Origin of the sequence: Sulfitobacter sp. HGT1, from assembly GCF_013282155.1 — a bacterium.
In the GTDB taxonomy this organism is placed as follows: Bacteria; Pseudomonadota; Alphaproteobacteria; order Rhodobacterales; family Rhodobacteraceae; genus Sulfitobacter.
On record NZ_BLWI01000005.1, the window covers coordinates 205,673 to 231,905 of the forward strand.

Annotated in this window: 29 protein-coding genes and 1 pseudogene; 10 read left to right on the top strand and 20 right to left on the bottom strand. The window is 57.1% G+C overall.

Annotation, left to right across the window (positions count from 1 at the left end; genetic code table 11):
* The first annotated feature begins 52 nt into the window (after positions 1-52).
* From accD to HGT1_RS05465, 3 genes are all read left to right on the top strand, one after another.
* Positions 53-997: an acetyl-CoA carboxylase, carboxyltransferase subunit beta gene (gene accD, locus HGT1_RS05455; RefSeq protein ID WP_176248914.1), complete on the top strand. Its 945-nt coding sequence runs from the start codon at positions 53-55 to the stop codon at positions 995-997.
* Positions 994-2,268, top strand: coding sequence for a folylpolyglutamate synthase/dihydrofolate synthase family protein (locus HGT1_RS05460; RefSeq protein WP_176248915.1), 1,275 nt, complete (start codon positions 994-996; stop codon positions 2,266-2,268). The genes accD and HGT1_RS05460 overlap by 4 nt, the downstream gene beginning before the upstream one ends.
* Before the next feature lie 95 nt (positions 2,269-2,363).
* On the top strand, positions 2,364-3,050 hold the full coding sequence (locus HGT1_RS05465; protein ID WP_176248916.1) for a hypothetical protein: 687 nt from the start codon (positions 2,364-2,366) through the stop codon (positions 3,048-3,050).
* On the opposite strand, the gene zapE is transcribed toward HGT1_RS05465, so the two are convergent.
* Positions 3,047-4,105 carry a cell division protein ZapE gene (zapE, locus tag HGT1_RS05470; RefSeq protein WP_176248917.1) on the bottom strand — a complete coding sequence of 353 codons (1,059 nt, stop codon included), beginning with the start codon at positions 4,103-4,105 and terminating at the stop codon, positions 3,047-3,049. The two genes, HGT1_RS05465 and zapE, sit on opposite strands and share 4 nt — an antisense overlap.
* 183 nt (positions 4,106-4,288) lie before the next feature.
* On the opposite strand from zapE, the gene HGT1_RS05475 reads away from it, so the two are divergent.
* Positions 4,289-5,473, top strand: coding sequence for an MFS transporter (locus tag HGT1_RS05475; protein ID WP_373028064.1), 1,185 nt, complete (start codon positions 4,289-4,291; stop codon positions 5,471-5,473).
* On the opposite strand, the gene HGT1_RS05480 is transcribed toward HGT1_RS05475, so the two are convergent.
* The 9 genes and pseudogenes from HGT1_RS05480 to paaI all read right to left on the bottom strand — a co-directional run bounded on the left by HGT1_RS05480 (position 5,470) and on the right by paaI (position 12,837).
* The gene (locus HGT1_RS05480; RefSeq protein WP_176248919.1) at positions 5,470-6,393 is read right to left on the bottom strand and encodes an alpha/beta fold hydrolase; all 924 of its coding nucleotides are present in this window, start codon (positions 6,391-6,393) and stop codon (positions 5,470-5,472) included. The genes HGT1_RS05475 and HGT1_RS05480 overlap by 4 nt on opposite strands.
* A complete protein-coding gene (locus HGT1_RS05485) occupies positions 6,390-7,310 on the bottom strand; it encodes an ornithine cyclodeaminase family protein (RefSeq protein ID WP_176248920.1) in 921 nt (306 codons plus the stop codon). The genes HGT1_RS05480 and HGT1_RS05485 overlap by 4 nt, the downstream gene beginning before the upstream one ends.
* Positions 7,307-7,927 (bottom strand): HAD family phosphatase, encoded by a 621-nt coding sequence (locus HGT1_RS05490; RefSeq protein ID WP_176248921.1) that lies wholly within the window; start codon positions 7,925-7,927, stop codon positions 7,307-7,309. The genes HGT1_RS05485 and HGT1_RS05490 overlap by 4 nt, the downstream gene beginning before the upstream one ends.
* Positions 7,928-8,002: 75 nt before the next feature.
* Positions 8,003-8,452 carry a YaiI/YqxD family protein gene (locus tag HGT1_RS05495; RefSeq protein WP_176248922.1) on the bottom strand — a complete coding sequence of 150 codons (450 nt, stop codon included), beginning with the start codon at positions 8,450-8,452 and terminating at the stop codon, positions 8,003-8,005.
* A 10-nt stretch (positions 8,453-8,462) separates the two neighbouring features.
* Positions 8,463-9,296, bottom strand: coding sequence for an S-formylglutathione hydrolase (gene fghA, locus HGT1_RS05500; RefSeq protein WP_176248923.1), 834 nt, complete (start codon positions 9,294-9,296; stop codon positions 8,463-8,465).
* Between the two features lie 102 nt (positions 9,297-9,398).
* Positions 9,399-10,328, bottom strand: coding sequence for an AEC family transporter (locus tag HGT1_RS05505; protein WP_176249057.1), 930 nt, complete (start codon positions 10,326-10,328; stop codon positions 9,399-9,401).
* A gap of 51 nt (positions 10,329-10,379) precedes the next feature.
* Positions 10,380-10,989 (bottom strand): annotated as a pseudogene (locus tag HGT1_RS05510) (rubrerythrin family protein); the annotation flags it as partial.
* A gap of 103 nt (positions 10,990-11,092) precedes the next feature.
* Positions 11,093-12,403, bottom strand: coding sequence for a phenylacetate--CoA ligase PaaK (gene paaK / locus HGT1_RS05515; protein ID WP_176248924.1), 1,311 nt, complete (start codon positions 12,401-12,403; stop codon positions 11,093-11,095).
* Positions 12,400-12,837 carry a hydroxyphenylacetyl-CoA thioesterase PaaI gene (gene paaI / locus HGT1_RS05520; protein WP_176248925.1) on the bottom strand — a complete coding sequence of 146 codons (438 nt, stop codon included), beginning with the start codon at positions 12,835-12,837 and terminating at the stop codon, positions 12,400-12,402. Before paaI ends, paaK begins: the two co-directional genes overlap by 4 nt.
* 117 nt (positions 12,838-12,954) lie before the next feature.
* On the opposite strand from paaI, the gene HGT1_RS05525 reads away from it, so the two are divergent.
* Positions 12,955-13,305 carry a DUF2794 domain-containing protein gene (locus tag HGT1_RS05525; protein ID WP_176248926.1) on the top strand — a complete coding sequence of 117 codons (351 nt, stop codon included), beginning with the start codon at positions 12,955-12,957 and terminating at the stop codon, positions 13,303-13,305.
* A gap of 31 nt (positions 13,306-13,336) precedes the next feature.
* Here HGT1_RS05525 and HGT1_RS05530 read toward each other — a convergent pair whose 3' ends face one another.
* The 3 genes from HGT1_RS05530 to HGT1_RS05540 form a co-directional block, all read right to left on the bottom strand.
* On the bottom strand, positions 13,337-14,134 hold the full coding sequence (locus tag HGT1_RS05530; RefSeq protein WP_176248927.1) for an NlpC/P60 family protein: 798 nt from the start codon (positions 14,132-14,134) through the stop codon (positions 13,337-13,339).
* Positions 14,131-15,513, bottom strand: a complete 1,383-nt coding sequence (locus HGT1_RS05535) for a M17 family metallopeptidase (protein ID WP_176248928.1) — start codon at positions 15,511-15,513, stop codon at positions 14,131-14,133. Before HGT1_RS05535 ends, HGT1_RS05530 begins: the two co-directional genes overlap by 4 nt.
* A 67-nt stretch (positions 15,514-15,580) precedes the next feature.
* Positions 15,581-15,958 (bottom strand): hypothetical protein, encoded by a 378-nt coding sequence (locus HGT1_RS05540; RefSeq protein ID WP_255200103.1) that lies wholly within the window; start codon positions 15,956-15,958, stop codon positions 15,581-15,583.
* 147 nt (positions 15,959-16,105) lie between these two features.
* On the opposite strand from HGT1_RS05540, the gene HGT1_RS05545 reads away from it, so the two are divergent.
* Complete coding sequence (locus tag HGT1_RS05545) at positions 16,106-16,756, top strand: carbonic anhydrase (protein WP_176248929.1); 651 nt, start codon at positions 16,106-16,108, stop codon at positions 16,754-16,756.
* A gap of 128 nt (positions 16,757-16,884) precedes the next feature.
* Complete coding sequence (locus tag HGT1_RS05550; RefSeq protein WP_255200104.1) at positions 16,885-17,427, top strand: hypothetical protein; 543 nt, start codon at positions 16,885-16,887, stop codon at positions 17,425-17,427.
* A gap of 138 nt (positions 17,428-17,565) precedes the next feature.
* Here the strand turns inward: HGT1_RS05550 and HGT1_RS05555 are convergent, their stop codons facing one another.
* From HGT1_RS05555 to HGT1_RS05575, 5 genes are all read right to left on the bottom strand, one after another.
* The gene (locus HGT1_RS05555; protein ID WP_176248931.1) at positions 17,566-18,588 is read right to left on the bottom strand and encodes an aspartate-semialdehyde dehydrogenase; all 1,023 of its coding nucleotides are present in this window, start codon (positions 18,586-18,588) and stop codon (positions 17,566-17,568) included.
* Positions 18,589-18,664: 76 nt separating this feature from the next.
* Positions 18,665-19,840 (bottom strand): MFS transporter, encoded by a 1,176-nt coding sequence (locus HGT1_RS05560; protein WP_176248932.1) that lies wholly within the window; start codon positions 19,838-19,840, stop codon positions 18,665-18,667.
* Positions 19,837-20,613 carry an HpcH/HpaI aldolase/citrate lyase family protein gene (locus HGT1_RS05565; RefSeq protein ID WP_176248933.1) on the bottom strand — a complete coding sequence of 259 codons (777 nt, stop codon included), beginning with the start codon at positions 20,611-20,613 and terminating at the stop codon, positions 19,837-19,839. The genes HGT1_RS05560 and HGT1_RS05565 overlap by 4 nt, the downstream gene beginning before the upstream one ends.
* 126 nt (positions 20,614-20,739) lie before the next feature.
* Positions 20,740-21,414 carry a hypothetical protein gene (locus tag HGT1_RS05570; protein ID WP_176249059.1) on the bottom strand — a complete coding sequence of 225 codons (675 nt, stop codon included), beginning with the start codon at positions 21,412-21,414 and terminating at the stop codon, positions 20,740-20,742.
* 1 nt (position 21,415) lies between these two features.
* Complete coding sequence (locus tag HGT1_RS05575) at positions 21,416-21,709, bottom strand: hypothetical protein (RefSeq protein ID WP_176248934.1); 294 nt, start codon at positions 21,707-21,709, stop codon at positions 21,416-21,418.
* A 190-nt stretch (positions 21,710-21,899) separates the two neighbouring features.
* On the opposite strand from HGT1_RS05575, the gene HGT1_RS05580 reads away from it, so the two are divergent.
* The 3 genes from HGT1_RS05580 (at position 21,900) to HGT1_RS05590 (ending at position 24,437) form a co-directional block, all read left to right on the top strand.
* Positions 21,900-22,436: a hypothetical protein gene (locus HGT1_RS05580; RefSeq protein WP_255200106.1), complete on the top strand. Its 537-nt coding sequence runs from the start codon at positions 21,900-21,902 to the stop codon at positions 22,434-22,436.
* A 181-nt stretch (positions 22,437-22,617) separates the two neighbouring features.
* On the top strand, positions 22,618-23,235 hold the full coding sequence (locus tag HGT1_RS05585) for a ribonuclease HII (protein WP_176249061.1): 618 nt from the start codon (positions 22,618-22,620) through the stop codon (positions 23,233-23,235).
* A 101-nt stretch (positions 23,236-23,336) separates the two neighbouring features.
* On the top strand, positions 23,337-24,437 hold the full coding sequence (locus HGT1_RS05590) for a site-specific DNA-methyltransferase (RefSeq protein ID WP_176248935.1): 1,101 nt from the start codon (positions 23,337-23,339) through the stop codon (positions 24,435-24,437).
* 128 nt (positions 24,438-24,565) lie between these two features.
* Here HGT1_RS05590 and HGT1_RS05595 read toward each other — a convergent pair whose 3' ends face one another.
* Positions 24,566-25,000, bottom strand: coding sequence for a response regulator (locus HGT1_RS05595; protein ID WP_176248936.1), 435 nt, complete (start codon positions 24,998-25,000; stop codon positions 24,566-24,568).
* Between the two features lie 60 nt (positions 25,001-25,060).
* Positions 25,061-26,212 carry an alkane 1-monooxygenase gene (locus HGT1_RS05600; RefSeq protein ID WP_176248937.1) on the bottom strand — a complete coding sequence of 384 codons (1,152 nt, stop codon included), beginning with the start codon at positions 26,210-26,212 and terminating at the stop codon, positions 25,061-25,063.
* Between the last annotated feature and the right edge of the window lie 21 nt (positions 26,213-26,233).

The window sequence follows — 26,233 nt, forward strand, 5'->3', positions numbered from 1 at the left end:
ATTTACTCTGGGGCAGCATATCTCAGGGTCGAAACTGGAACAGAGGTTCGCCATGAACTGGATCAATAACTACGTTCGCCCACGCATCAATTCGATCTTTTCGCGTCGCGAAACACCGGATAATCTTTGGACGAAATGCGAAGAATGCGGAACCATGTTGTTCCACCGCGAGGTGTCGAACAACCTGAATGTTTGCACGAGCTGCGGCCATCACATGGCGATCACCCCCCGCGAGCGGTTTTTGGCGCTATTCGACGGCGGTATTTTCACCGAAGTTAAGGTTCCGGCACCGGTCACGGACCCTTTGCATTTCCGCGATCAAAAGAAATATCCGGATCGTTTGAAAGCAGCCCAAAAACAAACGGGCGAAGCCGAAGCGATGCTGGTTGCCACCGGTGAAATCGGACGCACGCCGATCGTTGCTGCCGCGCAAGACTTTTCCTTTATGGCGGGGTCCATGGGTATGTATGTGGGCAATGCGATCATTGCCGCCGCCCAAGAGGCCGTTAAGCTGAAACGCCCGCTGATCCTGTTTTCCGCCGCCGGTGGCGCGCGGATGCAAGAAGGTATCCTGAGCCTGATGCAAATGCCGCGCACGACCATTGCCGTGCAGATGCTGAAAGAAGCCGGATTGCCCTATATCGTGGTGTTGACCCACCCCACGACCGGCGGCGTCACGGCCAGCTATGCCATGCTGGGCGACGTTCATATTGCCGAGCCGAATGCGCTGATCTGCTTTGCCGGGCCACGCGTCATTGAACAAACGATCCGCGAAAAGCTGCCCGAAGGCTTCCAGCGGGCGGAATACCTGTTGGATCATGGCATGTTGGACCGCGTGACCCCGCGCCCCAAGATGCGCGACGAGTTGATCAACATCACCCGGATGCTGCTGAGGCTGCCGCCTGCGGTGCGGGGCGATCTGCCCGCGCCCACAGAAGGTGGCGATGTACCCCATGCATTGGCATCGGACGACAAGGCAAGTACACCAGCAAAATGACGCAACAGACATCTGATGCTGTGCTGGCGCGCATGATGGCGCTGCACCCCAAGATCATTGATCTGACCCTTGACCGGATGTGGCGGCTGCTGGATGCTTTGGGCAATCCGCAAAACACCCTGCCGCCCGTGATCCATATCGCGGGCACCAATGGCAAGGGGTCGACGCAGGCAATGATCCGCGCCGGTTTGGAGGCAGCAGGGCACCGGGTTCATGCCTATACCTCGCCGCATCTGGCGCGTTTTCACGAACGCATCAGGGTGGCCGGTGATCTGATTACCGAGCCTGATCTGACCGACGTGCTGGACGAATGTTATGACGCCAATAATGGCGGCAACATTACGTATTTCGAGATCACGACATGCGCGGCGCTGCTCGCTTTTTCCCGCAGCCCTGCGGATTATACCTTGCTTGAGGTGGGTCTGGGGGGCCGTTTGGATGCCACCAATGTGGTTGAAAAACCGGCCCTTACCGTGATCACGCCGGTGTCGATCGACCATCAGCAGTATCTTGGGGATACTCTGGCCCAGATCGCGGGCGAAAAGGCAGGGATCATCAAACGTGGCGTGCCGTGCGTTGTTGGCCCCCAACAAGAAGAAGCGATGGACGTGATCGAAGCCGAGGCACTGCGTCACCACGCGCCGCTGTTGGCCTATGGCCAGCACTGGCATGTCGGGCAGGAAGCCGGGCGTATGGTGTATCAAGACGAACAAGGCTTGCTTGACCTTCCCAAACCGAATTTGCTGGGGGCACATCAGATCAGCAACGCCGGTGCGGCCCTTGCGGCCTTGCGTCACCTTGGTGTAGCGAATGATCATTGCGAGGCGGCAGTTACAGGCGCGCAATGGCCTGCACGCATGCAGCGTCTGAAAACCGGCCCATTGGCTGAAGCTGCAGCACAGGCGGAACTTTGGCTGGATGGGGGGCACAACCCCGCCGCTGGCGAGGCGATCGCAGGTCTGCTCGGCACGCTGCCCAAGCGCCCGACCTATCTGATCTGCGGGATGTTGAATACCAAGGACATTTCCGGCTATTTGCGCCCGCTTGCTGCGCAGGCGGAAAAGTTGATTGCCGTTTCAATCCCCGGAGAAGCGGCAACACTGCCCGCGCATGAGACTGCCCAGGCTGCTCGTGCCGTTGGTATGAACGCGGACGAGGCAGCATCGGTGCAATCCGCCCTTGCAGATATCCTTGCGATTGATCCATCTGCGCGGGTTTTGATCTGCGGGTCATTGTACCTTGCCGGCAGCGTTTTGCGGGAAAACGGTTAGAATTTTCATCTCTCAAATTGGCGATGTTTACGATTTATAGTCGTCTCGGACCCTAAGGTTCACGGATAGTTTTCTTTGTCCGTGGGGGTCGATCAATGGCGAAATTCCAACAAAACCAAAGCGCGATTCCGCGCGTTTTATTTTCTGTCTTCTGTTTGACGGTGATCATCGCTGGTGGCGTTTTCATTCTGGATCAGGGGCGGTCACCCTATCATGCGGGTGCAATTCCATTGGCCGAACCGGTCACACAGACGGTCCTTCCTGCGCCGCCCGTGCCCGTTCCCGCCAGGGTTGCCACGGCCAGCCTGACACCTGCCAAGGCGCTGCACCAATTGGGTATGGACACGGAAACAGATTTGCGTGACCTCATTGGCGGCGTTGTAAGGGCCTTTGATGATACGTCATCGGGTCGCGTGTTAGAATCCTACGTGGTTTGGGCGGTGAAGGCCGGGAAATCTGATGCCTATGTGGATTCCCTGCTCAACAGCGCGGCGGCAAAGGGGCATTTCGAAATCCCTTTGGCCCTCACGACCTTGTCGGGCAGATTGGATACCCAAAGCCTGCTAAAGTCGGTCCTTTTGGCAGCAACGCGCGACGGTCCGGCACCAAATACAAAGGTGCCGCAAAAGCATCCCCTTCGTCTGTCGGATAGTCTGGTTGGCCTGTCACTGGCCTATTACGGCGATCCGCGAGATCATATGCGGATCGCTGATGCGAATGGCCCGATCAACCGGATGGCCGAAGCGCAAGTCGGGCAGATATTTGAAATACCGGGGCTTTAGCTGCCCCAACCTTCGGCCTGCATCTCGCGCAGGCGCGATGCGGTACGTTCAAACTCAAAGGTGCCTTCCCCTTCAAGATACAGCATTTCAGGACTGGCCGCGGCAGAGCAGATAAGACGTACTTTTGCCTCATACAGCGCGTCGATCAGGGTCACGAAACGTTTGGCTTCGTTAAAGTTGGTCCTGCCCAACGCCGGGATATCGTCCAGCACCAGAACGCGGCATGCTTCGGCCAGGCTAAGGTAGTCGGCAGCACCCAAGGGTTGCCCGCATAGCGCATGGAACCCCGCGCGCGCGATGCCGTTGCGAAACCGGGGGATGATGACATCGCGCCCTTTGACCCGCAGCGTGAGCTTTTCGCCCTCGCCGCCAGTCAAATCCTGCCAAACGGCATCCATCGCGGCACGGCTTTGGGCATTTACGGGGGTGAAATACGATTGCGATCCTGCAAGGCGATCCTGGCGATAATCGCGCGGGCTGGTCAGCTCCAACACGACCATCTTGGCCTTGATCAGCTCGATGAACGGCAGGAAAATCTCTCGGTTCAGGCCATTTTTGTACAGATCGTCAGGTGTCCGGTTCGACGTGGTAACAACGACAACACCCGCTGCAAAAAGCGCCTGAAACAAGCGTCCCACAATCATCGCATCGGTGATGTCGGTGATCTGCATCTCGTCGAACGCCAGCACCTTGACCGATGCGGCGACGCTGGCGGCAACCGGTGCAATCGCGTCATCGACACCGGTTTTGCGCGCCTCGTGCATTGCGCTGTGGATTTCCTGCATGAAGGCATGGAAATGTACACGCCTTGCGGGGATGTCGCCCATATGACCGGCGAACATATCCATCAGCATCGATTTCCCACGCCCGACGCCCCCCCAAAGGTACAGCCCCTTGGGCGGTTCGGGGGCGCGCTTGAAAAACCCCTTCTTCTCGGGGTTGAGCATGGCGTTCCTGATGCGGTCAAACTCGGGCAAAACCGCCTCTTGGGCAGGGTCCGGTGTCAGGCTGCCATCAGCCACGCGTTGATCGTAAAGAGTGCGTAAATCTGTCATGCCAGTGACTTACATCTTGCCCGCAGGTTTGGAAAGAACCCCAAACCTGCTGCCAGCAGCCGACTATTTGAATTGACCCCAATTCCGGCGGATGTAGGGTGGCGCATCTGCAGAAGGATCAATGTCTTGGAAAGAAACCCGTCCATTTTCACCCCGGTTCTGATCGTAGGGTGTCTGATTATCATGGTCAGCTTTGCGGTGCGGGCATCATTCGGCGTGTTCCAGATACCGATTGCTGCTGAATTCGGCTGGCTGCGCAGCGAATTTTCGCTCGCGATTGCGATCCAGAATTTGGCATGGGGCATCGGGCAGCCCATTTTCGGGGCGGTTGCGGAAAAGATTGGTGACCGCCGTGCCATCGTCATTGGGTCGGTCGTCTATGCCATCGGCTTGGTGCTTTCGGCGAATTCCATGTCGCCGATCGAATTGCAGAGCTATGCGTGGCTGGTCGGTTTCGGCATCGCGGGCACTGGGTTCGGCGTGATTCTGGCAGTCGTCGGGCGGGCCTCAACGGCTGAAAACCGGTCCATGTCACTGGCGATTGTGACCGCAGCAGGCAGCGCAGGGCAGGTGTTCGGGGCCCCCGTTGCGGAATGGATGCTTGGGTTTTTGACCTGGCAAAGCACGTTTATCGTTTTTGCGGGTGCAATCCTTGCGATGATCCTGACGTTGCCACTGATGCGCGCCCCTGAAATGGCCAGCAAGGCAGAGCTGGAGGAAAGTCTGGGTCAGATTCTGGTCAAGGCATTCAAAGACCCGTCCTTCACCCTGATCTTTGTTGGTTTCTTTTCCTGCGGCTATCAGTTGGCTTTCATCACCGCGCATTTCCCTGCTTTCGTGACCGAACTTTGCGGTCCGATCCTTGCCGGGGGCATCTTGCACAACATCGGCATCACCACGACATCTGCCTTAGGGGCCGTTGCGATATCATTGATCGGGCTTGCAAATATCGCGGGCACGTTGCTGGCGGGATGGGCAGGCAAGCGCTATTCCAAGAAGTATCTGCTGGCGGGCATTTACACGGCGCGCACGTTAATCTCGGCGGTCTTTATCCTCATGCCAATCACGCCGCTGTCGGTGATCCTGTTTTCGGTCGGGATGGGGTCGCTTTGGCTGGCTACCGTCCCGCTGACCAGCGGTCTGGTCGCGCATATTTACGGCCTGCGCTATATGGGCACGCTTTATGGTATCGTGTTTTTCAGCCATCAGCTGGGCAGTTTCATGGGCGTTTGGTTGGGCGGTCGCTTGTATGACGCCTATGGCGGGTACACCGCAGTCTGGTGGATCGGTGTGGCCGTCGGTGCATTCAGCGCGCTTGTCCACTTGCCGATCCGCGAAAAACGACTTGCGGGATTGGTGACCGCCTAGCCCTTAGCCATCAGGTGATTGCGGACCAGATCGATCACCTGATTTGCATGGGTATAGGGCAGGCCATGACCGGCTTCGGGGATCACTTCGTGTTCCGCTGCGCGGTTCCATTCGGCGAGGGTACCAATCGCCGAGGCGGGTATCACGCTGTCTTCTTTTCCCCATATCGCTAGGACGGGAATGCCAGCGGCTTGAATGGCGCGATGTTCGTCACGCAACACATCCGTCAGAATGCCACGGCGGCTTGCCAGAACAGCGGAAACATACCCTTTGTACTCAAGCTGTTCCGCCTGTTGTTCAAAGACGTGGGGCACGTTTGTTGCCTGCGTGCTCTCGGCCTTGATGCCCTTGCGAAAAAAGGACGCGAACAACGCCAGCATCAGCCAGTCGCCGATCAAAGGGGCCTTGGCGATGAAGTCCATGATCTTGTTCGGGGTCAGCCCCATGCCGGCGGGCGCAAGCAGAACCAGACGCTCGATCCGGTCGGGGGCCGCTGCGGCAAAACAGGTCGCGATGGAGCCGCCCATGGAATAGCCAAACAGGGTAATCCGGCCATTTACGCCTTCGCGATCCAACAGCTCGTTAAGCTGGGATAGGAAATACTGCCGGTCCTGCACTCCGGATGGGCGGTCTGAATAGCCCCTGCCATAAAGATCATAGATCAAGGTGCGATACCCCATAAGCGCGAGGCCCTTGGTGATGCCGCGCCAGACAAAGCTGGGGGTCGTCAGGCCATGGATACACACTGCGACAGGGCCGTTTTGCGGTCCAAACCAGAAATAATGGGTGACGCCACGACTCAATTCGGCGAATTGTCCGGGTGCGCTGCCCCTCGCGGCGTCGTTCATGGTCAAACGGTTGCGTTCGATCAGCAGCGGGGTTGCGACCACTGCCAGAAGGATAAGGCCGATCCAGATCACGACCGCGCGCGCCAGCGATCCAGAACATAGCGGCTGGTCATCAAGTCAAGATGGGCCCCGCCGCCGTTCTTGAACACCGTGATTTCATCATCGGTTTTTCGGGTGAATTTCGCCAGATCATAATAATCGGCAATGATCGTGTCGCGGCTGATCACCCCTTGCGCGATCGGGATCTTAAGCTCTCCGATATGATCAACAGTGGTGTCCAGACTGTCGACAAAGATACGTCCGCGGGTCAGTGCGGTATCATCGGCTTCGCGCATGTCGGGACGATAGGCACCGATCAAATCCAGATGCTGGCCCGGCTGCAACCATTCGCCCTTGATAAAGGGGGTGGCGGACATTGTGGCCGAGGTAATGATGTCCGCGTGGCGGATTGCATGTTCCAGATCATCCGCAACCTTCAGATTTGGCAGCGCGTCCGCCATCGCCCTGGCATTGGCTGCGGTCCGGTTCCAGACGGTGAATTCGGCGTCTGGAAAGGCGGCTGAATAGGCGGAATACAGGCCCCGACCTTGGGTGCCGGCACCCAGGATCAAGATATTCCGGCTGTCTGCACGGGCCAGCCGCCGCGCCGCAAGAAGGCTGTCGCCTGCGGTTTTCCACTTGGTCACAAGGTGGAAATCGACCAGCGCTTCCAACATTCCGGTGCTGTCAGAATAGAGCGATACACCACCATTCACCATTGGCTTCCCTTTTGCGGGGTTGCCGGGAAAAATGGTGGCGGATTTCACCGCAAGACCCAAACCGTCAATCCACGCTGCACGGTTCAAGAGCGTATCGTCGCCGCGGTACAAAAAGGTGTCGGCGATTTCGGCCTTGGGCAAACTGTGACCTGCTGCCAAGGCATCGGTCAGGCCGATCCAGTCCAGCGTGGCCTCGCCTTCGGTGAAGGGTATGATGTCGATTTGTGTCACGCTGCCTCTTCCTCGGTCAGCAGCCCTTCGGCCACAAGGCGGGCGGCCCAACCGGCAGGACCGGTGAACAGATGTGTCCGCCATCCGCGCGCGTCGGCCGCAGCAATATTGTCCGGACGGTCATCGGCAAAGATCAGGTCACTACCCCTGAGCCCGCTTTGATCTTCCAAGGCCGCATAAATGGCGGGATCGGGTTTGATGATGCCCAGATGGCCCGAGATAAAGTCCCGGTCGAATTCACGCAGAAACGGATAGTGTTTGGCGGCCAGATCGTAAGACTGGATGCCGAAATTGGTCAGGGAAAACACCGGGACATTCTTGGCTTGAAGCGCCTTCATCAGCCGCAGTGAATGAGGAATGAACGGTGCCGCCATTTCAATCCAGCGATCGTGCCACAGCCGGATTTCATCGCGCCATTCGGTATTTGCGTCTGCGGTGGCATAAATTGTATCGGTAAAGTTTTCACCACTGTCGACGCGGTCGTTCATCGCATGCAGATCAACTGTCGCGAACATCGCCTTGCGGCGGTCCTCTCCGATGACGGAATCGAAAAATCGTTCGGGTTGCCATTCAATCAGTACATTGCCGATATCAAAAACAACTGCAGTTGGCTTCATTTCGCTGACCTTTGGGTTGGGTGCGGAATTTCCAGAAAATTCCGTTTCGTTTTCTTTGAAAGAAAACGGCCAGCGCTATCGCTGAGCCGCTCTGATTTCACGTTCCAAGGCTTCCAGAAAACGGGAGCGGTCCGCTTTTGTAAAGCTTTTCCCGCCGCCTTGCCGGAAGGGGTCGGCGGCACGCAAGTCTGCCATGAGATCACGGGTCGCAAGGACGTTGCCGATATTCGCTGCGGTCAGCGCTTCGCCGTTATGTTTCAAAACGCGCGCGCCCGCTTCGACGCAACGCGCGGCAAGGGGGATATCGCCGGTTACGACGACATCGCCAGCGCCACAGCGTTCGGCAATCCAGATATCCGCAACGTCCGGCCCGTCTGGCACGATGACGTTTTCGACCAATGGGTTTTGCGACGGACGCAAGCCGCCATTCGACACGATGTACATCCGGATTTTGTGGCGCGTTGCGACGCGTTCGGCCTCGGCTTTTACGGGGCAGGCATCGGCGTCTATGTAGAGGGATGTCATGACAAGTTGATCAATCTGCGTAGAGCGCGTCGGCATGGAAGGCGATGTGGTCTTCCATGAAGGTTGAGATGAAGAAATAGCTGTGATCATACCCCGGTTGCATGCGGAAGGTGGCATTCTGGCGGCGCTTGGCGATTGCTGCGGCCAGGGCTTCGGGTTTGAGAAGGTCAAGGAATTGATCATCTGTGCCCTGGTCGATCAAAACCGGACCGGGAAAGCCTTTTTCGGCCATCAAAAGCGTGGCGTCGTGGTTGGCCCATGCGGCCTTGTCCGGGCCGAGATAGGCGCTGAGCTGTTTGCGGCCCCAGTCGCTGTCGGAGGGGTTTGCAATTGGCGCAAAGGCCGACACTGATTTGAAGCGCCCGTCGAGATTCATCGCGAGGGTCAGTGCGCCATGCCCGCCCATGGAATGGCCGCTGATGGCCTGGCGGTCCATATCAAGCGAGAATTCTTCGGCGAGTAGCGCTGGCAGTTCGTCGGCGATATAGTTCCACATCTGGAAATGCGGCTGCCAAGGGTCCTGGGTGGCGTTGACATAGAACCCGGCACCTTTGCCAAGATCATAGGCATCATCATCCGCGACATCGTCGCCCCGGGGGGAGGTGTCTGGGAAAACGACGGCGATCCCGTGTTCAGACGCCCAGGCCTGTGCACCTGCTTTGGTCATGGCGTTTTCATGGGTGCAGGTGAGGCCTGAAAGGAACCAAAGCAGCGGGACCGGCCCTTGTTTGGCTTCTTCGGGCAGGAAAAGGGCGAAGGTCATTTCGCAATTGCAGGAGGTGGACAGGTGAGAATAAACGCCTTGGGTGCCGCGGAAGCTGGCATTTTCGGAAACGGTTTTCATGGGGTTTCTCCTGTGGTGCGATGTTGCTTTATGGCTAGCGGGCATTGGCGCGGGCGGCAAGGGCTGGACGCTTCGCGATGAGTATTTGGAAAAGGGTGAAGCCTAGAAGGTTGTGACCCACGCGATGATCGCGCTTACCGTAAAGATGCTGAGGGCGGTAGAAACGAGGATGGCTGCGGATACGCGGGCCGGACCGACGTTGTAGTGTTGTGCAAGCATGTAGACGTTGCCTGCCACCGGGAGGGACGCGGCGGCGATGATAACGCCCGCTTTGTAGGGGTCGACCTTGAAGAACCACAAGGCGGCCATGGCGACAAAGGCAGGGTGTAGCACGAGTTTGCAAAAGGTCAGCCAGCCGGCGACCTGAAGCTTTTCAGCTGATTTTGACGCGAGTGATGCGCCAATCGCGAAGAGCGCGCCGGGGGTTGCGGCACCGCCCAGGATGACCAGGAAATCGTTCATCGGGGTCGGGATCGGGATGCGCAGGCCGGACCAGACAAAGCCCAGAGTCATTGCGACAATCATCGGGTTTTTCAGAAGGCCCATGCCGATTGTGCGCAAGACGCGCAGGCTCATCTGGCCATCGCGGCTGCCGGTGATGAGGATCACGATCAAGCTGGAGAAGACGATCAAATCGACAGCAAGAACCAGCACGACGGGGCCAATTGCGTCGGGCCCCAAAAGGAGGGTGAGCATCGGCACGCCCAGAAAGCCGGTATTGCCGATAACGGCGCATTGCGCTTCCATCGCGTTATTCGCGACATCAAGGTTGCGCAGGAAACCTATGATCGTTGCGATGCCATAGACGAAGGCGGTGCCCCAGAGATAGGCCGCGACAAGGCGGCTGTCCCAGACGTCGGCCAAAGACAGGTTCGCCGCAAAATGGAAGAGCATTGCCGAGAGGGCAAAGTAAAAGACGAATTTGGTCAGATAGGCTGTTGCTTCGGTCGTAAAGAAACGGGTTCGGCCGGCCCAGTATCCCAGACCGATCAGCGCGAAAAATGGCAGTGTTTTGAGGAAGATCGCCAGCATGTTGAATTCGTAGCGGGCAACGGGGTTAGGTGCAACTGCGTGTTGCGGTCGCCCTGACCCGATCACAACCCCAACGGCGAATACCAATGCGCCGCCCAGGACGATCTGGAATGCGGCGCGGAAAAACGGTGTGTTCATATAGCGGTTCTGGATCCAGACAATGGCCCAAACTTCAACGAACACAACGGCGAAGGCGCTGAGGGTCGCGGTCCAGAAATCGGTGATCAAATAGGGCAGCGCGTGGCCCAACCCGCCAAGTGTTGTCATCACGCCAGCCGACAGGCCGCGTTGACCGGCGAGCCACGGCCCGAAATCTGACCATCGTCAGAGGCGGCTTCGGTGAAGCCCATCGAGATGCCTGCCCCCAGCGATGCCGCAAGGCCCACCAAAAATCTTGTCCATGTGGCTTGCTTCGGCAGCGGCCAGATCACCAAGCAGCTTGCGGGTTGAGGCATCGGTGGTGCGGGTGGCGGCCAGAAGGTAGAATGCCTCGGCTGATTTTTCCATCGCGGCGGATCAAGGGGATCATCGGGCCAAAGCGTTCGGTGTGCAGGTCAATCGGCCGTTGGCGATGGCCGCCTTCCTCGGAGGAGATCGCGAGGGCGATGATTTTCTGCTCGGAGAAATCCTTGAGACGTTTGCGGTTAAGGGAAAACAGCACCGGACATCTTTTTCATGATTTAGAATGACTCTAAACTTGAGGGCGGCGATATCAAGATCGTTTCGCGAGGCTAACCCGATAGCGCAGGGGATGCGCTGTCGGGTTAGCCTTTTGGTCGCTTGTCGATGATACGCACTGCTTTGCCTTCGGACCGCGCCACACCGCCCACGTCACTGACGTCAATCTTGACGCTGATGCCAACGGTTTCCTTGATCTGCGCGGCAAGGGCGGCTGCGGCAGCAGTGCGGGCATCTGCGCTGATGTAGGGTCTGGCGCATTCGCACAGCACGCGCATTTGATCCATGCGGTCGGGTTTGGTGAGCTCGATCTGGAAATGCGGGGCAAGGTCAGGGATGGACATCAATGCTTCTTCGATCTGGGTCGGGAAAACATTTACGCCGCGCAAAATGATCATGTCGTCACTGCGGCCGGTTACTTTTTCCATCCGGCGCATGCTACGCGCGGTGCCTGCCAGCAGGCGGGTCAGATCACGGGTGCGGTAGCGGATGATCGGGAAGGCCTCTTTCGTCAGCGAGGTGAATACGAGTTCGCCTTTTTCACCATCGGCAACGGGCTGACCGGTTTCGGTGTTGATAATCTCGGGATAGAAATGATCCTCCCAGATATGCAGGCCGTCTTTGGTTTCGACGCATTCGCAGGATACACCCGGGCCCATGATCTCGGATAGGCCATAGATATCAACGGCATGCATATCAAACGCCTGTTCGATTTCGACGCGCATGGCGTTTGTCCAGGGTTCGGCACCGAAAATCCCCACCTCAAGCGAGGATTGGCGCGGGTCGATGCCTTGGCGGGCGTATTCGTCAAGAATCGACAGGGCATAAGACGGGGTGACCGTGATGCCGGTCGGCTTGAAGTCTTCGATCAGGCGCACCTGACGGGGGGTCATCCCGCCAGAAATCGGCACCGTGCTGATCCCCAGCTTGTCTGCACCCAGATGAATACCCAAACCGCCGGTAAACAAACCGTATCCATAGGCGTTGTGCAGCATGTCACCGGGTTTCAGGCCGGCTGCACGCAAAGACCGCGCCACGACGCTGGCCCAGTTATCAAGATCGGTTTTCGTGTAGCCGACAACGGTCGGCTGACCGGTGGTGCCAGAGGACGCGTGAATGCGGGCGAGCTGCTCGCGGGGGACGGCGAACATCCCGAAAGGGTAATTGTCGCGCAGGTCGGTTTTGACGGTAAAGGGAAACCTGGACAGATCGCTGAGGTCGCGGAGATCGTCAGGATGGACCCCCGCATCGTCAAAGCTTTTGCGGTAAAACGGCACATTGTCATAGGCGTGCCGCAAGGACCATTTCAGACGCTCCAATTGCAACGCGCTTATCTCATCCCGGCTGGCGATCTCAATAGGGTCAAGGCTTTCACGGGCGGGGGTGAGGTCTTTCATTGGGTCATTTCCTCCTCGAAATGCTGGCCTTTTATGGTGCGAGACAGGCCACGGAACAGCGCGACGATGCGGCTGTCCTCCCCCGTGACTGTTACATCATAGATGCCGGATCGTCCGGTTTTTGTTTGCTCAATTGCGGTTGCTGTCAGGCGTTCACCCGCCTTGCCGGGGGCAAGATAGGTGATTTGATTTTGCTGGGCGACGACAAGCTGATTGTAACTGTTGCAGGCAAAGGCAAAGGCGCTGTCGGCGAGCGTAAAAATATAGCCGCCATGGCAAATACCGTGCCCGTTCAACATGTTATCCCCCACTGTCATGGAAAGCGTTGCGGCACCCGGCGCGATGTGGTCGATCCGCATGCCAAGGTTCTGGCTTGCCTTATCGGTGGCCCACATGGTGGACGCGGATTTTTCAGCACGTGCTTGAGGGGTCATGTCTGGCGGCCTTCATGTTTCATAAAGATATCATTTGCATATATTTTGTAACGCTTTCAAGGGATTTCATCCCACATAGGGCTTGATTTGACCGATGATCGACGCAACTGTCAAAGCATGACCTTGCACTTACATTCGTCAAACAACAAAAACGATCGCGCGCCTGAGCAGGTAGCGTTTCACAGAACCGAATTGTCGCCGATCCTGTCGCTTTACGGTCGCATGGTCGCGGCGGGGGAATGGCGCGATTACGGGATCTCTTGCTTGCGAGAGGTCGCGGTGTTTTCGATCTTTCGAAGGACTGCGGAAATGCCGCTTTACCGGATCGAGAAACGGCCAAAGATGCGTTTGAAGCAAGGGATGTATTCGGTTGTCGGGCCCAACGGGCAGGTGCTGCGTCGCGGTCACGAGCTGGGCGCGGTTTTGCGGGTGCTGGAACGCAAGTTGATCCGTGCCGTTGACATCTAGCTGGTCGCGCCTGCCGAGGGCGACGATGGATTTAAGACCATTTGGAAGACGTTAGACGTTTGTGCCCGGTCATCAGGCCGTCCGTTTTTGCGATACGTTCAAGAGCCGCGGTAATCGGTTCTAGCGTGACGGCCATCTTATGGGCGTTTGCATGGATCATCAGGTTAGGCTCAAGCACGAGTGCAACATGACCTTTCCAGAACAACAGGTCATTGCGCTGATAAGGGGTGCCCGCAGGCGGGGCATAGCCGACCATTGCCAGCTGCTGGTCGCTGTCGCCGGGGCAAGGGATGCCGCAAGCAAGAAACGCCGCCTGAACAAGGCCCGAACAATCAATGCCCCAACGGCTGTTGCCCCCCCAAAGATAGGGCGTGCCCAGAAATAACCGGGCAATATCAGCAGGGTCTGACGCAAGATCGTCTATCGGTTTCAGGTGCTGGATCGGGATGTAGCCTATTTGGGTTTCGGCAAAACCGGCCACGTGATCAAGAACGGTGATCTTGCTGCCAAAGCTAAGAGACACCTGATCAGGGGATTTGAAATCGGCCTTTAGATAGGCGTGGGTCGCTGGCACGGACACAAAATGGGTGGCGTGCGACTGCGGGCCAATCGCCGTTTCGCGAATATATCCGCAATAATCGTCTTTGCCGAGCTGCACATAGCACCAGCCGTCATCTGCGGCCAAAACCGTCAGCGCGTCCCCATAGATCGCCTGTCGGTCCCGCGCGCCCGATGGGCTGCGGCACAGATCGGCAACGGCGATCACGATCTGCGCCGGCTGTTGTTGCTGAACCTTGGCAGGATCAGGGGACAGTCGAAAATCGGTCATTTTTTCAAAAGTGTATCAAATGCCGCGAACAACGCGCGTGTCGCCTGGCCGACGCCGCCTTTGGGGCGGGCGGGTGCTGCGGTTGGCTGCCAGCCGTATATGTCGAAATGCGCATAGGGGCTGTCTGTTACGAAACGGCGCAGGAACAATGCCGCGGTGATACATCCTGCAAATCCACCGGTGGGCGCGTTATCAAGGTCTGCTATTCCGGGTTCGATCATGGCCTCGTATGGCGTGTGGAAAGGCATGCGCCACACCGGATCAGCGTGAGTTGCGGCGGCAGCTTCGACCGCTGACACGAAGGTCTGGCTGTCACTGAAATAGGGTGCAAGGTCGGGGCCGACAGCAACGCGGGCCGCACCTGTCAGGGTGGCCATCGAAATAATCTGATCGGGTTTTTCTTCGTCTGCAAGCGCCAGCGCGTCAGCGAGGACCAAGCGACCTTCGGCGTCGGTGTTGTTCACCTCGACCGTCAGCCCCTTGCGCGAGGTCAGAATATCCTGCTGGCGGAATGAATTTGCCGACACAGAGTTTTCAACCGCCGGAATAAGCACGCGCAACTGGATGTCCATGCCCGTGGCCATGATCATACGGGCCAGGCCCAGCACCGCCGCCGCACCCCCCATGTCTTTTTTCATCAGACCCATGGATGCCGCAGGTTTCAGGTTCAGGCCGCCGGTATCGAAACACACACCCTTGCCAACCAAGGTCAGTTTTTTACCCGTTGCGCCCCACCGCATGTCAATCAGGCGAGGTGCACGATCCGCCGCACGACCAACGGCGTGGATCATCGGCAGGTTCTGCGCCAGCAGGTCATCACCGGTAATAACGCTGATCCGGGCACCGTAGGCGTCAGCCAATCTGCGTGCGGCGTTTTCCAGATCAGGCGGTCCCATGTCCGAGGCGGGGGTATTGATCAGATCCCGCGTCAGCATTTCGCCATCGGCAATGGCAATCATCAGGTCGGCATTTACGCCTTCAGGTGCCACAAGCTCTGCCAGCATGGGGCCGTTTTTTGCATAGCGATCAAACCGGTACGCGCAAAGCAGCCAGCCCAATGTCTCATTCGCGAGCACATCCTTGGGAAGGTCGGTTTCAAGCCGGTAGGCCCCTTTGGGCAGCTTTGCGGCGGCGTCGGCCAAATGGAACCGGCCCCTGCTGCGCGATGTTTGGGTGCCATAGCCCGCAACGGCCATATCAACAGACCCGTCAGGCCCGGCGAAAACCAAGGCCTGACCCAACGCAGCGGTAAAGCTGTTTGCCGCAACCCAACCCGACACGGATGCAGGCTGGTTGGCCAGCCAATCATCAAGCTGGCTTTCGCCGATCAGATGAAGGGGGATGGCTTTGGCTGTCGGTTCGGCGAATTTTGCGGGCATGGGTCAGCACCTTTTGGGGCAATGGGTTCAGGTGCAGCCTAGTGGTATCCCAGCCAACCGCAAGCGGTCAGATTGACAGGTCCTGCACATCCCAAATGGCGGTTAATGATCGTTCCCCGACACGGATGAGCCGCGTTAATGTGGCGGCAATTGCAACCGGATCGGCCTGGTCGACGGCCGACATCACATCATTGGCGACGGCTGCCATCTTTTGCAGCCCGACCTGATCTGCAATGGCAATCAGGGACCGGCTGTTTTTGCGCAATTCCTGCCAGTCGGAAGTGCGGTACAACCGGTCGCAATGCGAGATCCGCAAAGCCAGTTCTTCCAAGGCGCGGCACACCACGTCTTCGGCATCTGTTTCGCCCAATTGTTTGTAAAGTGTACCCAACCTTTCTTGGTCGACGCAGACCTGTTCGGTTGGCCGCATTTGCAGAACTTGCATTTCAATCACCCCTTAAAAAGCCCCCATGACTGACCCCGTATATGTTAAGGGATGTGTTTAAATGGTTGAGCGCCAAGCGCCTTTTTGCTCGAATGTGATGAGAATTCAGGATAGTTACAGCGAGACACAAAAGGAGCGGATGATATTATGGATCGGGCGAAACCACTGCCATCTTATCTGGCACAACGATATCACGGTTGGAAAGCAACCACTTACGCCGAGAATCAAGCTTGGTACAAACGTCTTGCCAGCGACGGGCAGCACCCCCGTGCAATGGTGATTTCGTGCTGCGACAGTCGTGTTCATGTTACGTCGATTTTTGGTGCCGATCAGGGCGAATTCTTTATTCACCGGAATATTGCCAATCTGGTCCCGCCCTACTTGCCCGATGGCGAACAGCACGGCACGTCCGCCGCCGTCGAATACGCGGTCCAATCCTTGAACGTCGCGCATTTGATCGTGCTGGGACATTCCAGTTGCGGCGGTGTGCAAGGCTGCATCGATATGTGTCAGGGCAAGGCCCCGCAGCTGGATGCAAAGGACAGCTTTGTCGGCCGCTGGATGGATATTTTGCGTCCAAAATACGAGATCGTAGCCGAGATTGAAGACCCCCAGGAACAAGTGCGCCAGCTTGAAAAACACGCGGTGATGACGTCGCTTGAGAATCTTATGACTTTCCCGTGGATCGCGGAGAAGGTCGACGAAGGCAAGCTGACCTTGCACGGATTGTGGACCGACATCGGCGAGGGCGGGCTTGAGTGCTATAGCGCTGACAAGGAAATGTTCCTGCCGGTTTAAAGGCGGTCAGCAGAAATCAGATCAGTATATTTTTTGTACTTGCTCAGGGGCGCGAGGGGTGATCTGTTCATGCTATGATTGTACCGATATTGCTATTTCTCGTATCGCTATTTGGCACGGTTGTGTCGATGTCTTCCGCCGTTTGGTCGGACATGATCCTGATCGCTGGCCCGTGTACCGTTGCAAGCGTTTTCATCCTGTACAGCGAAACCCGCAAGTGGGTGGCAAGCCGGAGCGAACCTGCCGGTCGTTTGATCGTGATTGACGGGTCTAACGTGATGTATTGGCGCGATGGCACCCCGCGTATCGAATGCGTGCAGGAGGTTGTTGATCATCTGAAAAAGCAGGGCTTTGATCTGGGCGTCATGTTCGACGCAAATGCGGGCTATCTGTTTTCTGGTCGGTATCGGGATGACAGGGCGATGAGCCGGCTGCTGAAATTACCACTGGAAAACGTGATGGTTGTGCCCAAGGGGATGCCCGCAGATCCGTATATTCTGAACGCCGCGCGCGACATGGGGGCAGTTATCCTTACCAACGACCGTTTCCGCGACTGGGCCGTGGAGTTTCCGGAAATTCACAAACCGGGGCACCTGATAAAGGGTGAATACAGGCAAGGCAGGCTGTGGTTCGACTTTGCAACGGAGGGCGGTGTCGGGGTGGCGGCCTAGGAAATCTGGCTGAATGTGATGGCAGTACTTTGGCGGCTATGGGCGTCCAGTAATGGGATACTCGATCCTGTAGCCTGAACGACAAAGGGCCCGCGACATGCGCGGGCCCTTGTTTGAACTCATGAAGAGTAGAAGGGCTTAGCCTTTTTTCAGCACTTCGCGGCCCAGCAGTTCTGCGATCTGCACCGCGTTCAACGCAGCGCCCTTGCGCAGGTTGTCGCTGACGCACCACAGGTTAAGACCGTTGTCGATTGTGCTGTCCTGACGGATGCGGCTGATGAAGGTCGCAAAATCGCCGGCACATTCAACGGGGGTTACGTATCCGCCGTCTTCACGCTTGTCGATCACCATAACGCCTGGGGCTTCGCGCAGGATGTCGCGGGCCTCGTTCTCGTCCAGATGCTCTTCGAATTCGATGTTGATCGATTCGGCATGGCCGACAAAGACAGGGACGCGCACGCAAGTGGCGGTGACTTTGATCTTGGGGTCGACGATTTTCTTCGTCTCGACCATCATCTTCCATTCTTCTTTCGTGTCACCGCTGTCCATAAACACGTCGATATGCGGGATCACGTTGAAGGCAATCTGCTTGGTGAACTTGCGCGCAGGCTTGCTGTCGGTCGGGTTATAGATCGACTTGGTCTGGTCCCACAGCTCGTCCATCCCGTCTTTGCCCGCACCGGACACCGACTGATAGGTCGAAACGACAACGCGCTTGATCGTTGCGCGGTCATGCAGCGGCTTGAGGGCCACAACCATCTGAGCAGTCGAACAGTTGGGGTTCGCAATGATGTTTTTCTTGGAATAACCGTGAATTGCCTGAGGGTTTACCTCGGGGACGATCAACGGGATATCCGGATCGTAGCGATACAGCGACGAGTTATCGATGACCACACAACCGGCCTTGGCGGCTTTGGGGGCGTATTTTTTGGTCGCTTCCGAACCTACGGCGAACAACGCCATATCCCAGCCCGTAAAGTCGAACGTATCCAAGTCTTTCGTCTTGAGTGTCTTATCGCCAAAGCTGACTTCGGATCCCATAGACTTGCGCGAGGCAAGTGCCACGATCTCATCCACAGGGAAGTGGCGCTCGGCCAGAATATTCAGCATTTCACGGCCCACATTACCAGTGGCACCCGCGATGACGACGCGATAACCCATCTTAAAACTCCAATACTAAAATGTGATGGTGCGCGCCTCTTATACCGCTTGGGACTGCGGGGGAAGGGGGTGTGCGTTAATGGGTTGTGTCACGTGAAAACAGATAGACAAACAACCCGGCGGCCATCATCCCGGCAAACAAGGTGAAAATGACGACATATGGGGCCTGTGCGGTGATTGCAGGTTGGCTGGCCCCGAAGGCGCGACCCGATAAAAACTGCGCAACGCCGACGCCGCCAATGCTGCACAGGTTCAAAAGGGTCATGCCCCGTCCGATCAGATGGGGCGGCAGAAAGCTGCGCCCATGCGCGATAATCACGGCATAGGTTGCACCGAAAAAGCCGATGGCCGCCATCAGACATGTCGCCAGTATCAAGCCGCTTGCAGGGAAAAAGATCAGGCCACATAGCGCCAGCAGGTTTACGGTGGTCCCTGCGACAACGACCCATTTCGTGCTGCCCGCCAAGCGGTCAAGCGGGCCATAGGCGAAAGTGCCTGCCACCATGGCGGCCCCCATCAGCAATGTCGCCAGACCGATTTGATGCGCATCTGCGTTAAAGACGTCTTCGAAATAGGGGCCGATCCACAGACCCCGCAGCGCGCCCACCTGGGCATAGCTGACGGCCATGATCGGAAAAATGAACCACAGGGCTTTGATCTTGAAAACGGCCAACAGGCTGCCACGGACTTCGCCTTCGGGTGTGGCAGGGTCGCGCACCACGGCCCAGATGCCCAGGGCGGTCAAACTGGTGATGGCGCAAAGCCCCCAAAGTGACGCGCGCCAGCCGATCGTCTCGGCCGCGATGGCCATAGGGTAAGACGCGACAAGGTTTCCGCAGGTGCCGACGCCGACCATGACGGATGCCAGAACCACGAAACGCGCAGGCGGGTATTCACGCGCAAAGATATAGTAGGACGCCATCAAGACGGGTGCGCAGCCGATGCCGATCAGGACCATCGCAATGTCGATATGCAAAGGGGTCGTCGCCAGCGCAAAGATCGCGGCCCCGCCACCGCCGCCCAAAAGCAGCAAGCTGGCAGCAGTCCGTCGTGGCCCGACAGTATCAAGGGCCCAGCCGACCGGCAGTTGCATTGCGGCAAAGGCAAAGAACCAAAGGCCCGACGCAAAGGCGAGGTCTTCGGGGCCTGCACCGATATCGGCGCGCAGGGCCGGGCTGAGGACAGCCAGAAAAGCGCGGAAGAACTGGCTGAGCACATAGGCGAGGCCCAGCAGGGCAATACCGCGGGTCATTTAAGGGTATCTTGCCATTTGGAGGCCAAAGCCTGCGCTGTATGGCTGAGGATCAAAATATCGGCCCCCACAGCAACAAAACGCGCGCCTGCCTTGATCGCGTCATGGGTCATCTCGTCATGTGTCGACAGGATGCCGGCGGCCTTGCCCGAAGCGTCGATCTTGGTCAGTGCCCCCATAATCGCAGTCTGGACATCGGGGTGCAACGCATTGCCCATCTGCCCCATGTCGGCGGCCAGATCGGCAGGGCCGATAAAGACCCCGTCAATTCCGTCAATCGAAAGGATTTCATCAAGGTTCGCAAGGCCTTTGACGCTTTCCACCTGCACCAACAGGCAAATCTGGTCATTCGCCGTCAGGCCATAATCGGTGATTTGCGAAAACCGCGCAGCGCGGGTCACGGCATAGCCGACGCCGCGATCACCCTGCGGGGGATAGGTGACATCGCGCACCAGCTGGCGGGCCTGATCGGCATTATCCACCATCGGTACCAGCACGGTTTGCGCGCCGGCATCCAGTACCTGCTTGATCAGGTAGGTTTCGCCAATCGGGACGCGGACAACAGGGTGGCTGGGCGAGGCTTCGAGAACCTGCAACTGGGCCAGGATCGAGCGCAGATCGTTGGGGGCGTGTTCGCCATCAATGACCAACCAGTCAAAGCCCGCCGTCCCCATCAGTTCGGCGCTAAACGTATCGGCGAGGCCCAGCCAGCATCCGAAAACCGTTTTTCCGTCTTTGAGGGCTTGCTTGAACGGATTATGTGGTGCGGGCATGGGCGTGTTCCTTGGCAATATGTTCAAGGGCACACTAGGGGGATCGATTGACCACTGTCCAGTGGGGGCGCTGCCCCCGCCGCCATTTGGCGGCTCCCCCGGAGTTTATTTAGCAAAATGAATGGATCAGAGTACTTTTATCACGGTCTTGTCGATGGCCAGCATATAGCCGCGGCGAGCGATATTCTTGACCAGCAGTTCGGAGACGATCTGATTGCCGAGTGTGTCGCGCAACCGTTTGATCCGCGTTGCACCGGCGGCTTCGTCACAGTCCGATGCGTTGCGGCCTGATATGACGCCTTCGATTTCGGAGCCGGAAAGGACATCGTCATCCATCCGCGCTTCGGCAAGCACCGACATCGTTTCCATCGCGGCGGCGGTGAGTTTGAAACCAAGGTTGTTGAGATAGACGGTATTTTCCTCGCGGCTGATGAGCAGGGAGTTCACCTGGATGCCGACACGTTCGATTTGCGCCATGCGGCGGTTAAAGCCGATCAGCATGATCAGAAAGACAAGGGCGGCGATCAGCATCGCTGTGGCAAAGACCAGCAAGACGATGATGACAATCCGGTAGCTTGAGAGGGTTTCGGAAAACGCCGTGCCCGATTGCGCGAGGATTTCGAGCAGTTTGATTTCGGCCTGTGTGGTCAGGTCATCGTTTTCGATAAAGATGCGTTCGACCTGCGCGTTAAAGGCATTTGCATCGGGCAATGCCCATAGCAACAGCCCCGCACCGATGAGCAGGATCAATGCGACGGCGGCAATGCCACCGCCGACAAACCGGCCACCGGTGCGGCGCATCTTAGAAGCGGAGGAAGTTTGGTCCGGCACTGTCTCTCCTTTGGTTTAGTCCTTCGTTGCCAAACACCGACACGATGTTGAGCAATGTCCAGCCGTTTGCCGCGAGGCGTTGGGACAGTTGGGCGCGCGCAGCGGCCTTGCTGCAGGCCCCCGTTATTTCCGCGACACCGTAATGGAGCCGCAGCGGGTTTTCTTGTTTTGCCTTATAGTCTGCATAGCAGCCGGCGGCCTGAGCAGGCAAGGCTGCAAGGCTGAGGGCGGCAATCATAACCAAGGAATATGAGGTGTGTTTCATGGTGGAAACTTTGCGCTTTTATCTGTGGATATTCAATATCGATCGGGGCGGGGCTGCGTTGTTATCCGATAACAACCCGCCGTTATTGCCTGTCTGAAGGGGGCCGGGCCAATTTGATGCCAGAGGTCGAAAACGTATTTGGCTTTGCATGGGTCTGGACCCGTGCCCCTCAGAGAAAAGGATCAGACCCATGTATCACAAGTTCATCGCAACCATCGCCGCCGTCTCCATTGCGATCACAGGTTTTACCGCCACACCAGCAGCCGCAGGGGACCGGAACCGGGACCTTGCCAGGATCGCGGCAGGCGTGTTGGGCGTGGCGATTATTGGCAAGATTATCCACGACAATAACAAGGACCGCCGGGATCAGGCGCATGTCAATCAAGGGCGTACGAACCGCGACCATGTGGTGACGCGCCAGCAGGTTCAGCCGCGGCCGCTGCCCCAGAAGTACCGCAAGCAGAAGCAGCACCAACATCAACAGCAGCGTCACCAGCAACGTCAGTATCATGACAGCAAGCTTTTGCCGCAGCACTGTTTCAAAAGCTATGACACGCGCCGCGGTCAGGTGCTGATGTTCGGCGGCCGGTGTCTGCAAAATAATTTCCGTTATGCCAATCGGCTGCCGCAATACTGCGCGCAGACGATCCGCACCTTGCAAGGCAAGCGCAGAGGGTATGATGCCCGGTGCCTGCGTGGTGAGGGATACCGTTTGGCGCGTGGGTAATTCCAGGCGCTAAAGCCGGAGGGCCTAACCGCCGTCCGGATAGAGAGGGAGGGGTGTTCGGGCATCTCTCCCTTTTTCATGTTGGTGAATGCGGCTTATGTGCGCCTTCGGCGAGGATATTGTTGAGCCAGAGAAGCCCCGAGGGGTTGAGAATCGGCGGGGTCTGGGGTTGTTGGGCGGCATGGGACCAGATTTTGAATTTGAAAGAGATGCCTATGCGCGCGGATTTTCGCGGGTTGCGGGCGTGGATGAGGTGGGCCGTGGGCCATTGGCAGGACCGGTGACGGCTGCGGCAGTGGTTTTGGACCCGGAGCGTATTCCGGACGGATTGAACGATTCAAAGAAGCTGAGCAAAAAGGCACGCGAACGTCTGTATGAAGAGATCATGCAGGTCGCGGATGTCAGTATCGCCCATGCATCCGTCGCAGAAATCGAAGAGCTGAATATTTTGCGTGCCAGCCACCTTGCGATGGTGCGTGCATTGGATGGGCTGAAACAGCCTGCGGATTTCGCGCTTGTGGACGGAAACATGCTTCCACGGGATTTGAAGATAAAAGCCCAGACTTTGATCAAGGGCGATGCGCGTTCCCAGTCAATTTCGGCTGCCTCAATTATGGCCAAAATATGTCGAGATTGTGTCATGTTGTCATTGGCGCAACAGCACCCCGGATATGGCTGGGAGACCAACATGGGATACGGGTCAAAAAGACACATAGAGGCGCTCCGAAATCTTGGGGTAACCCCACACCATAGACGTTTGTTCAAACCCGTACACAACATGTTGTATCAAGAAAAATAACTAACCATTTGATTCAAAAAAGAAATTGACCGCGAATCATCTGTCAGGGCATCCTAGTCTCAACCAAGAGCACACAATGTGCCGGGGCAGAGGCAGTTATTATGAAGACGATCACAAAGGGTGCAGACGCACTTCCCTTGAACACAATTATTGCGGGCGATTGCATTGATGCGATGAATGCGCTGCCCGAGGGATCGATCGATCTGATCTTTGCCGACCCACCCTATAACCTGCAATTGCGGGGCGATTTGCATCGTCCTGACAATTCAAAGGTTGATGCGGTTGATGACGCGTGGGACCAATTTGCGAGCTTTGCCGTATATGACGAGTTTACCCGTGCCTGGCTGAAAGCCGCCCGCCGGTTGCTAAAGCCGAATGGCGCAATCTGGGTGATCGGCAGCTATCACAACATCTTCCGTGTCGGATCGGCCTTGCAGGACCAAGGGTACTGGATTCTGAACGATGTTATCTGGCGCAAATCCAACCCGATGCCAAACTTCCGCGGGAAGCGCTTTACCAACGCCCATGAAACGATGATCTGGGCCGGGAAAGACGAGAATTCGAAATACACCTTTAACTATGAGGCGCTGAAAGCCCTAAATGAAGGTATCCAGATGCGCAGCGATTGGGTTTTGCCGATCTGCAACGGTCACGAGCGCCTGAAAGACGACGCTGGCGACAAGGCGCATCCAACGCAAAAACCCGAGAGCCTGCTGCACCGTATTTTGGTCGGCTCTACCAATCCGGGCGATGTTATTCTTGACCCGTTCTTTGGCACAGGCACAACCGGTGCTGTTGCCAAGATGCTGGGCCGTGATTTTATCGGGATTGAGCGTGAGGAAGCGTACCGCAAGGTTGCCGAGAAACGTATTAAATCGGTGCGCAAATTTGACAAAGAAGCGCTGCAGACCACAATATCCAAGCGCGCCGAACCACGTGTGCCGTTTGGCCAATTGGTTGAACGCGGGATGTTGCGCCCGGGAGAAGAGCTTTATTCGTTGAACGGTCGCTATTCGGCCAAGGTCCGTGCCGATGGCACGCTGATCGGCAACGAGGTCAAAGGTTCCATTCACCAAGTGGGGGCCGCCTATGAAAAGGCACCCAGCTGTAATGGATGGACCTACTGGTGCTACAAAAAAGATGGCAAGCGTGTGCCGATCGATATTTTACGCCAGCAAATCAGGGCAGAAATGGCCAACTAGGCCGCGCCTTTTCACACAGTTTTACGAACACCGCCGGTGCCCCGCGTCCTTCCACATGAAGGTACGCCCCAAAGGGTACTCACCTTGGCCCCGCCTGTATGGCGGGGTCTTTTTCGTTTGAAGACGTGTCAGTGCAATTGCGGTTTCGCATTTTTAGCATGGTTGAACGCGTCCATCAGATAGTGCTGTCCGAACTCTGACTTGTTGACCACATGCAGCACGCCTGCTGTTGCGGCTTTTTCCCACATAAAGGGGGAGGGCCAATCGCTGACCATGACAACGGTGACATGGGAAAAACCCCCGAGTGTTGACAGTTCAACGGCAAAGTCGGCACCAAGGCCGTCTGGCAGGCGATTGTCGAGCAGGATCATCGACACAGGGTATTTTGCCAGTGTCTGCCGTGCCTCTCTTAGGGTGGCTGCGACATAGACTTGCATGCCTGAAAGGCTTCGGCTGATCATTCGCTTCATCTTGAGTTGGTCGAATTTGCTGTCTTCGATGATCAAGCAGGCTTGTGGCACGAGTGCGCTGTTTGCCTGTTGGAAAAGTTGCTGACTTGGCATGAATACCTCCACCATGATCGAGAATAGCTTCAATCATGGCAGAGGTAGATTAACATGCCGTCAACGGGGATAGGGGGTCGTTCCCTTGTTATAGTCGGACCAATCCGTGATTTCGGGGTAATACATGTCGCGCCATCTGCGCACGCGCGGGTTCATGACGCGCCGCCAGACCCAAGGCATCATCGCCATAACGGTCATGACCGGATATCCATAGGGCAGCTGCGGGGCCGTTGCGTCGCCATAGTTCTGGAGCACCGGAAAACGGCGATCCGGTTTGTAGTGATGGTCGGAATGCCGCTGCAAGTTGATCAAAAGCCAGTTTGATGCGCGATGCGCTGCGTTCCACGAATGGCGCGGCTGGACGTGTTCGTATTTTCCATCGCCCAGATGTTTGCGGGTCAGGCCGTAATGTTCGATGTAATTCACCAGTTCAAGCTGCCAGATTGCAGTGCCTGCTTGGACCAAAAAGAGCAGCAATCCGGTCCAGCCGCCCAGAATAATGGCCAGGGTTAAAAACACCGCCTGCAATGCCCAGTATTTGAAGAACGGGTTGCGCCTGTCAGTCCACGGTTTGTCTTTGCGCGCCAGCATGGCTTTTTCTGCGCGAAACGCGGATTTCATGCTTTGCCGCAGCACCCGGGGGTAAAAGCGGTGGAAGCCTTCGTTATAATGCGCCGTGACCGGGTCGCGGGGCGTCGCGACATAGCGGTGATGCACCAGCAGGTGTTCGGACCTGAAATGCGAATAGAGAACCATCGCCAAAAGAACGTCGGCCCAGAACCGTTCAAGCTTGTTCTTTTGGTGCATCAATTCGTGTGAATAATTTATGCCAACAGTGCCGGTCATCACACCCACACCAAAGAACACAAAGAACTTTTCCCAGCCGCCCAAATGGTCAGCTTGCGGCACATACCACAGCAGCCCGAACACCGTCAGAAACTGCGCTGGCATCCAAAACAGGGTGATCATGCGGTACCAGAACAGATCATCATCGGTCGCTTCGGGGTCTGCGTTATCGAGGTTCAGCCCAACGATGCTGTCGATGATCGAAAACAGATACCACGTGACGAGGGGCAGCAGGATCACGGTCCAGCCGCCGACAAAGGCGGTGATCCACGCCAAAGGAACCAGCGCAAAGGACAGCGCAAATGGTACAGCCCTTTTGAGTTGCGCCAACTGGTCGGTGCTGATGTCGGGGGATGTTGGGGTCATGCTGATATTGCTTTCGAAATC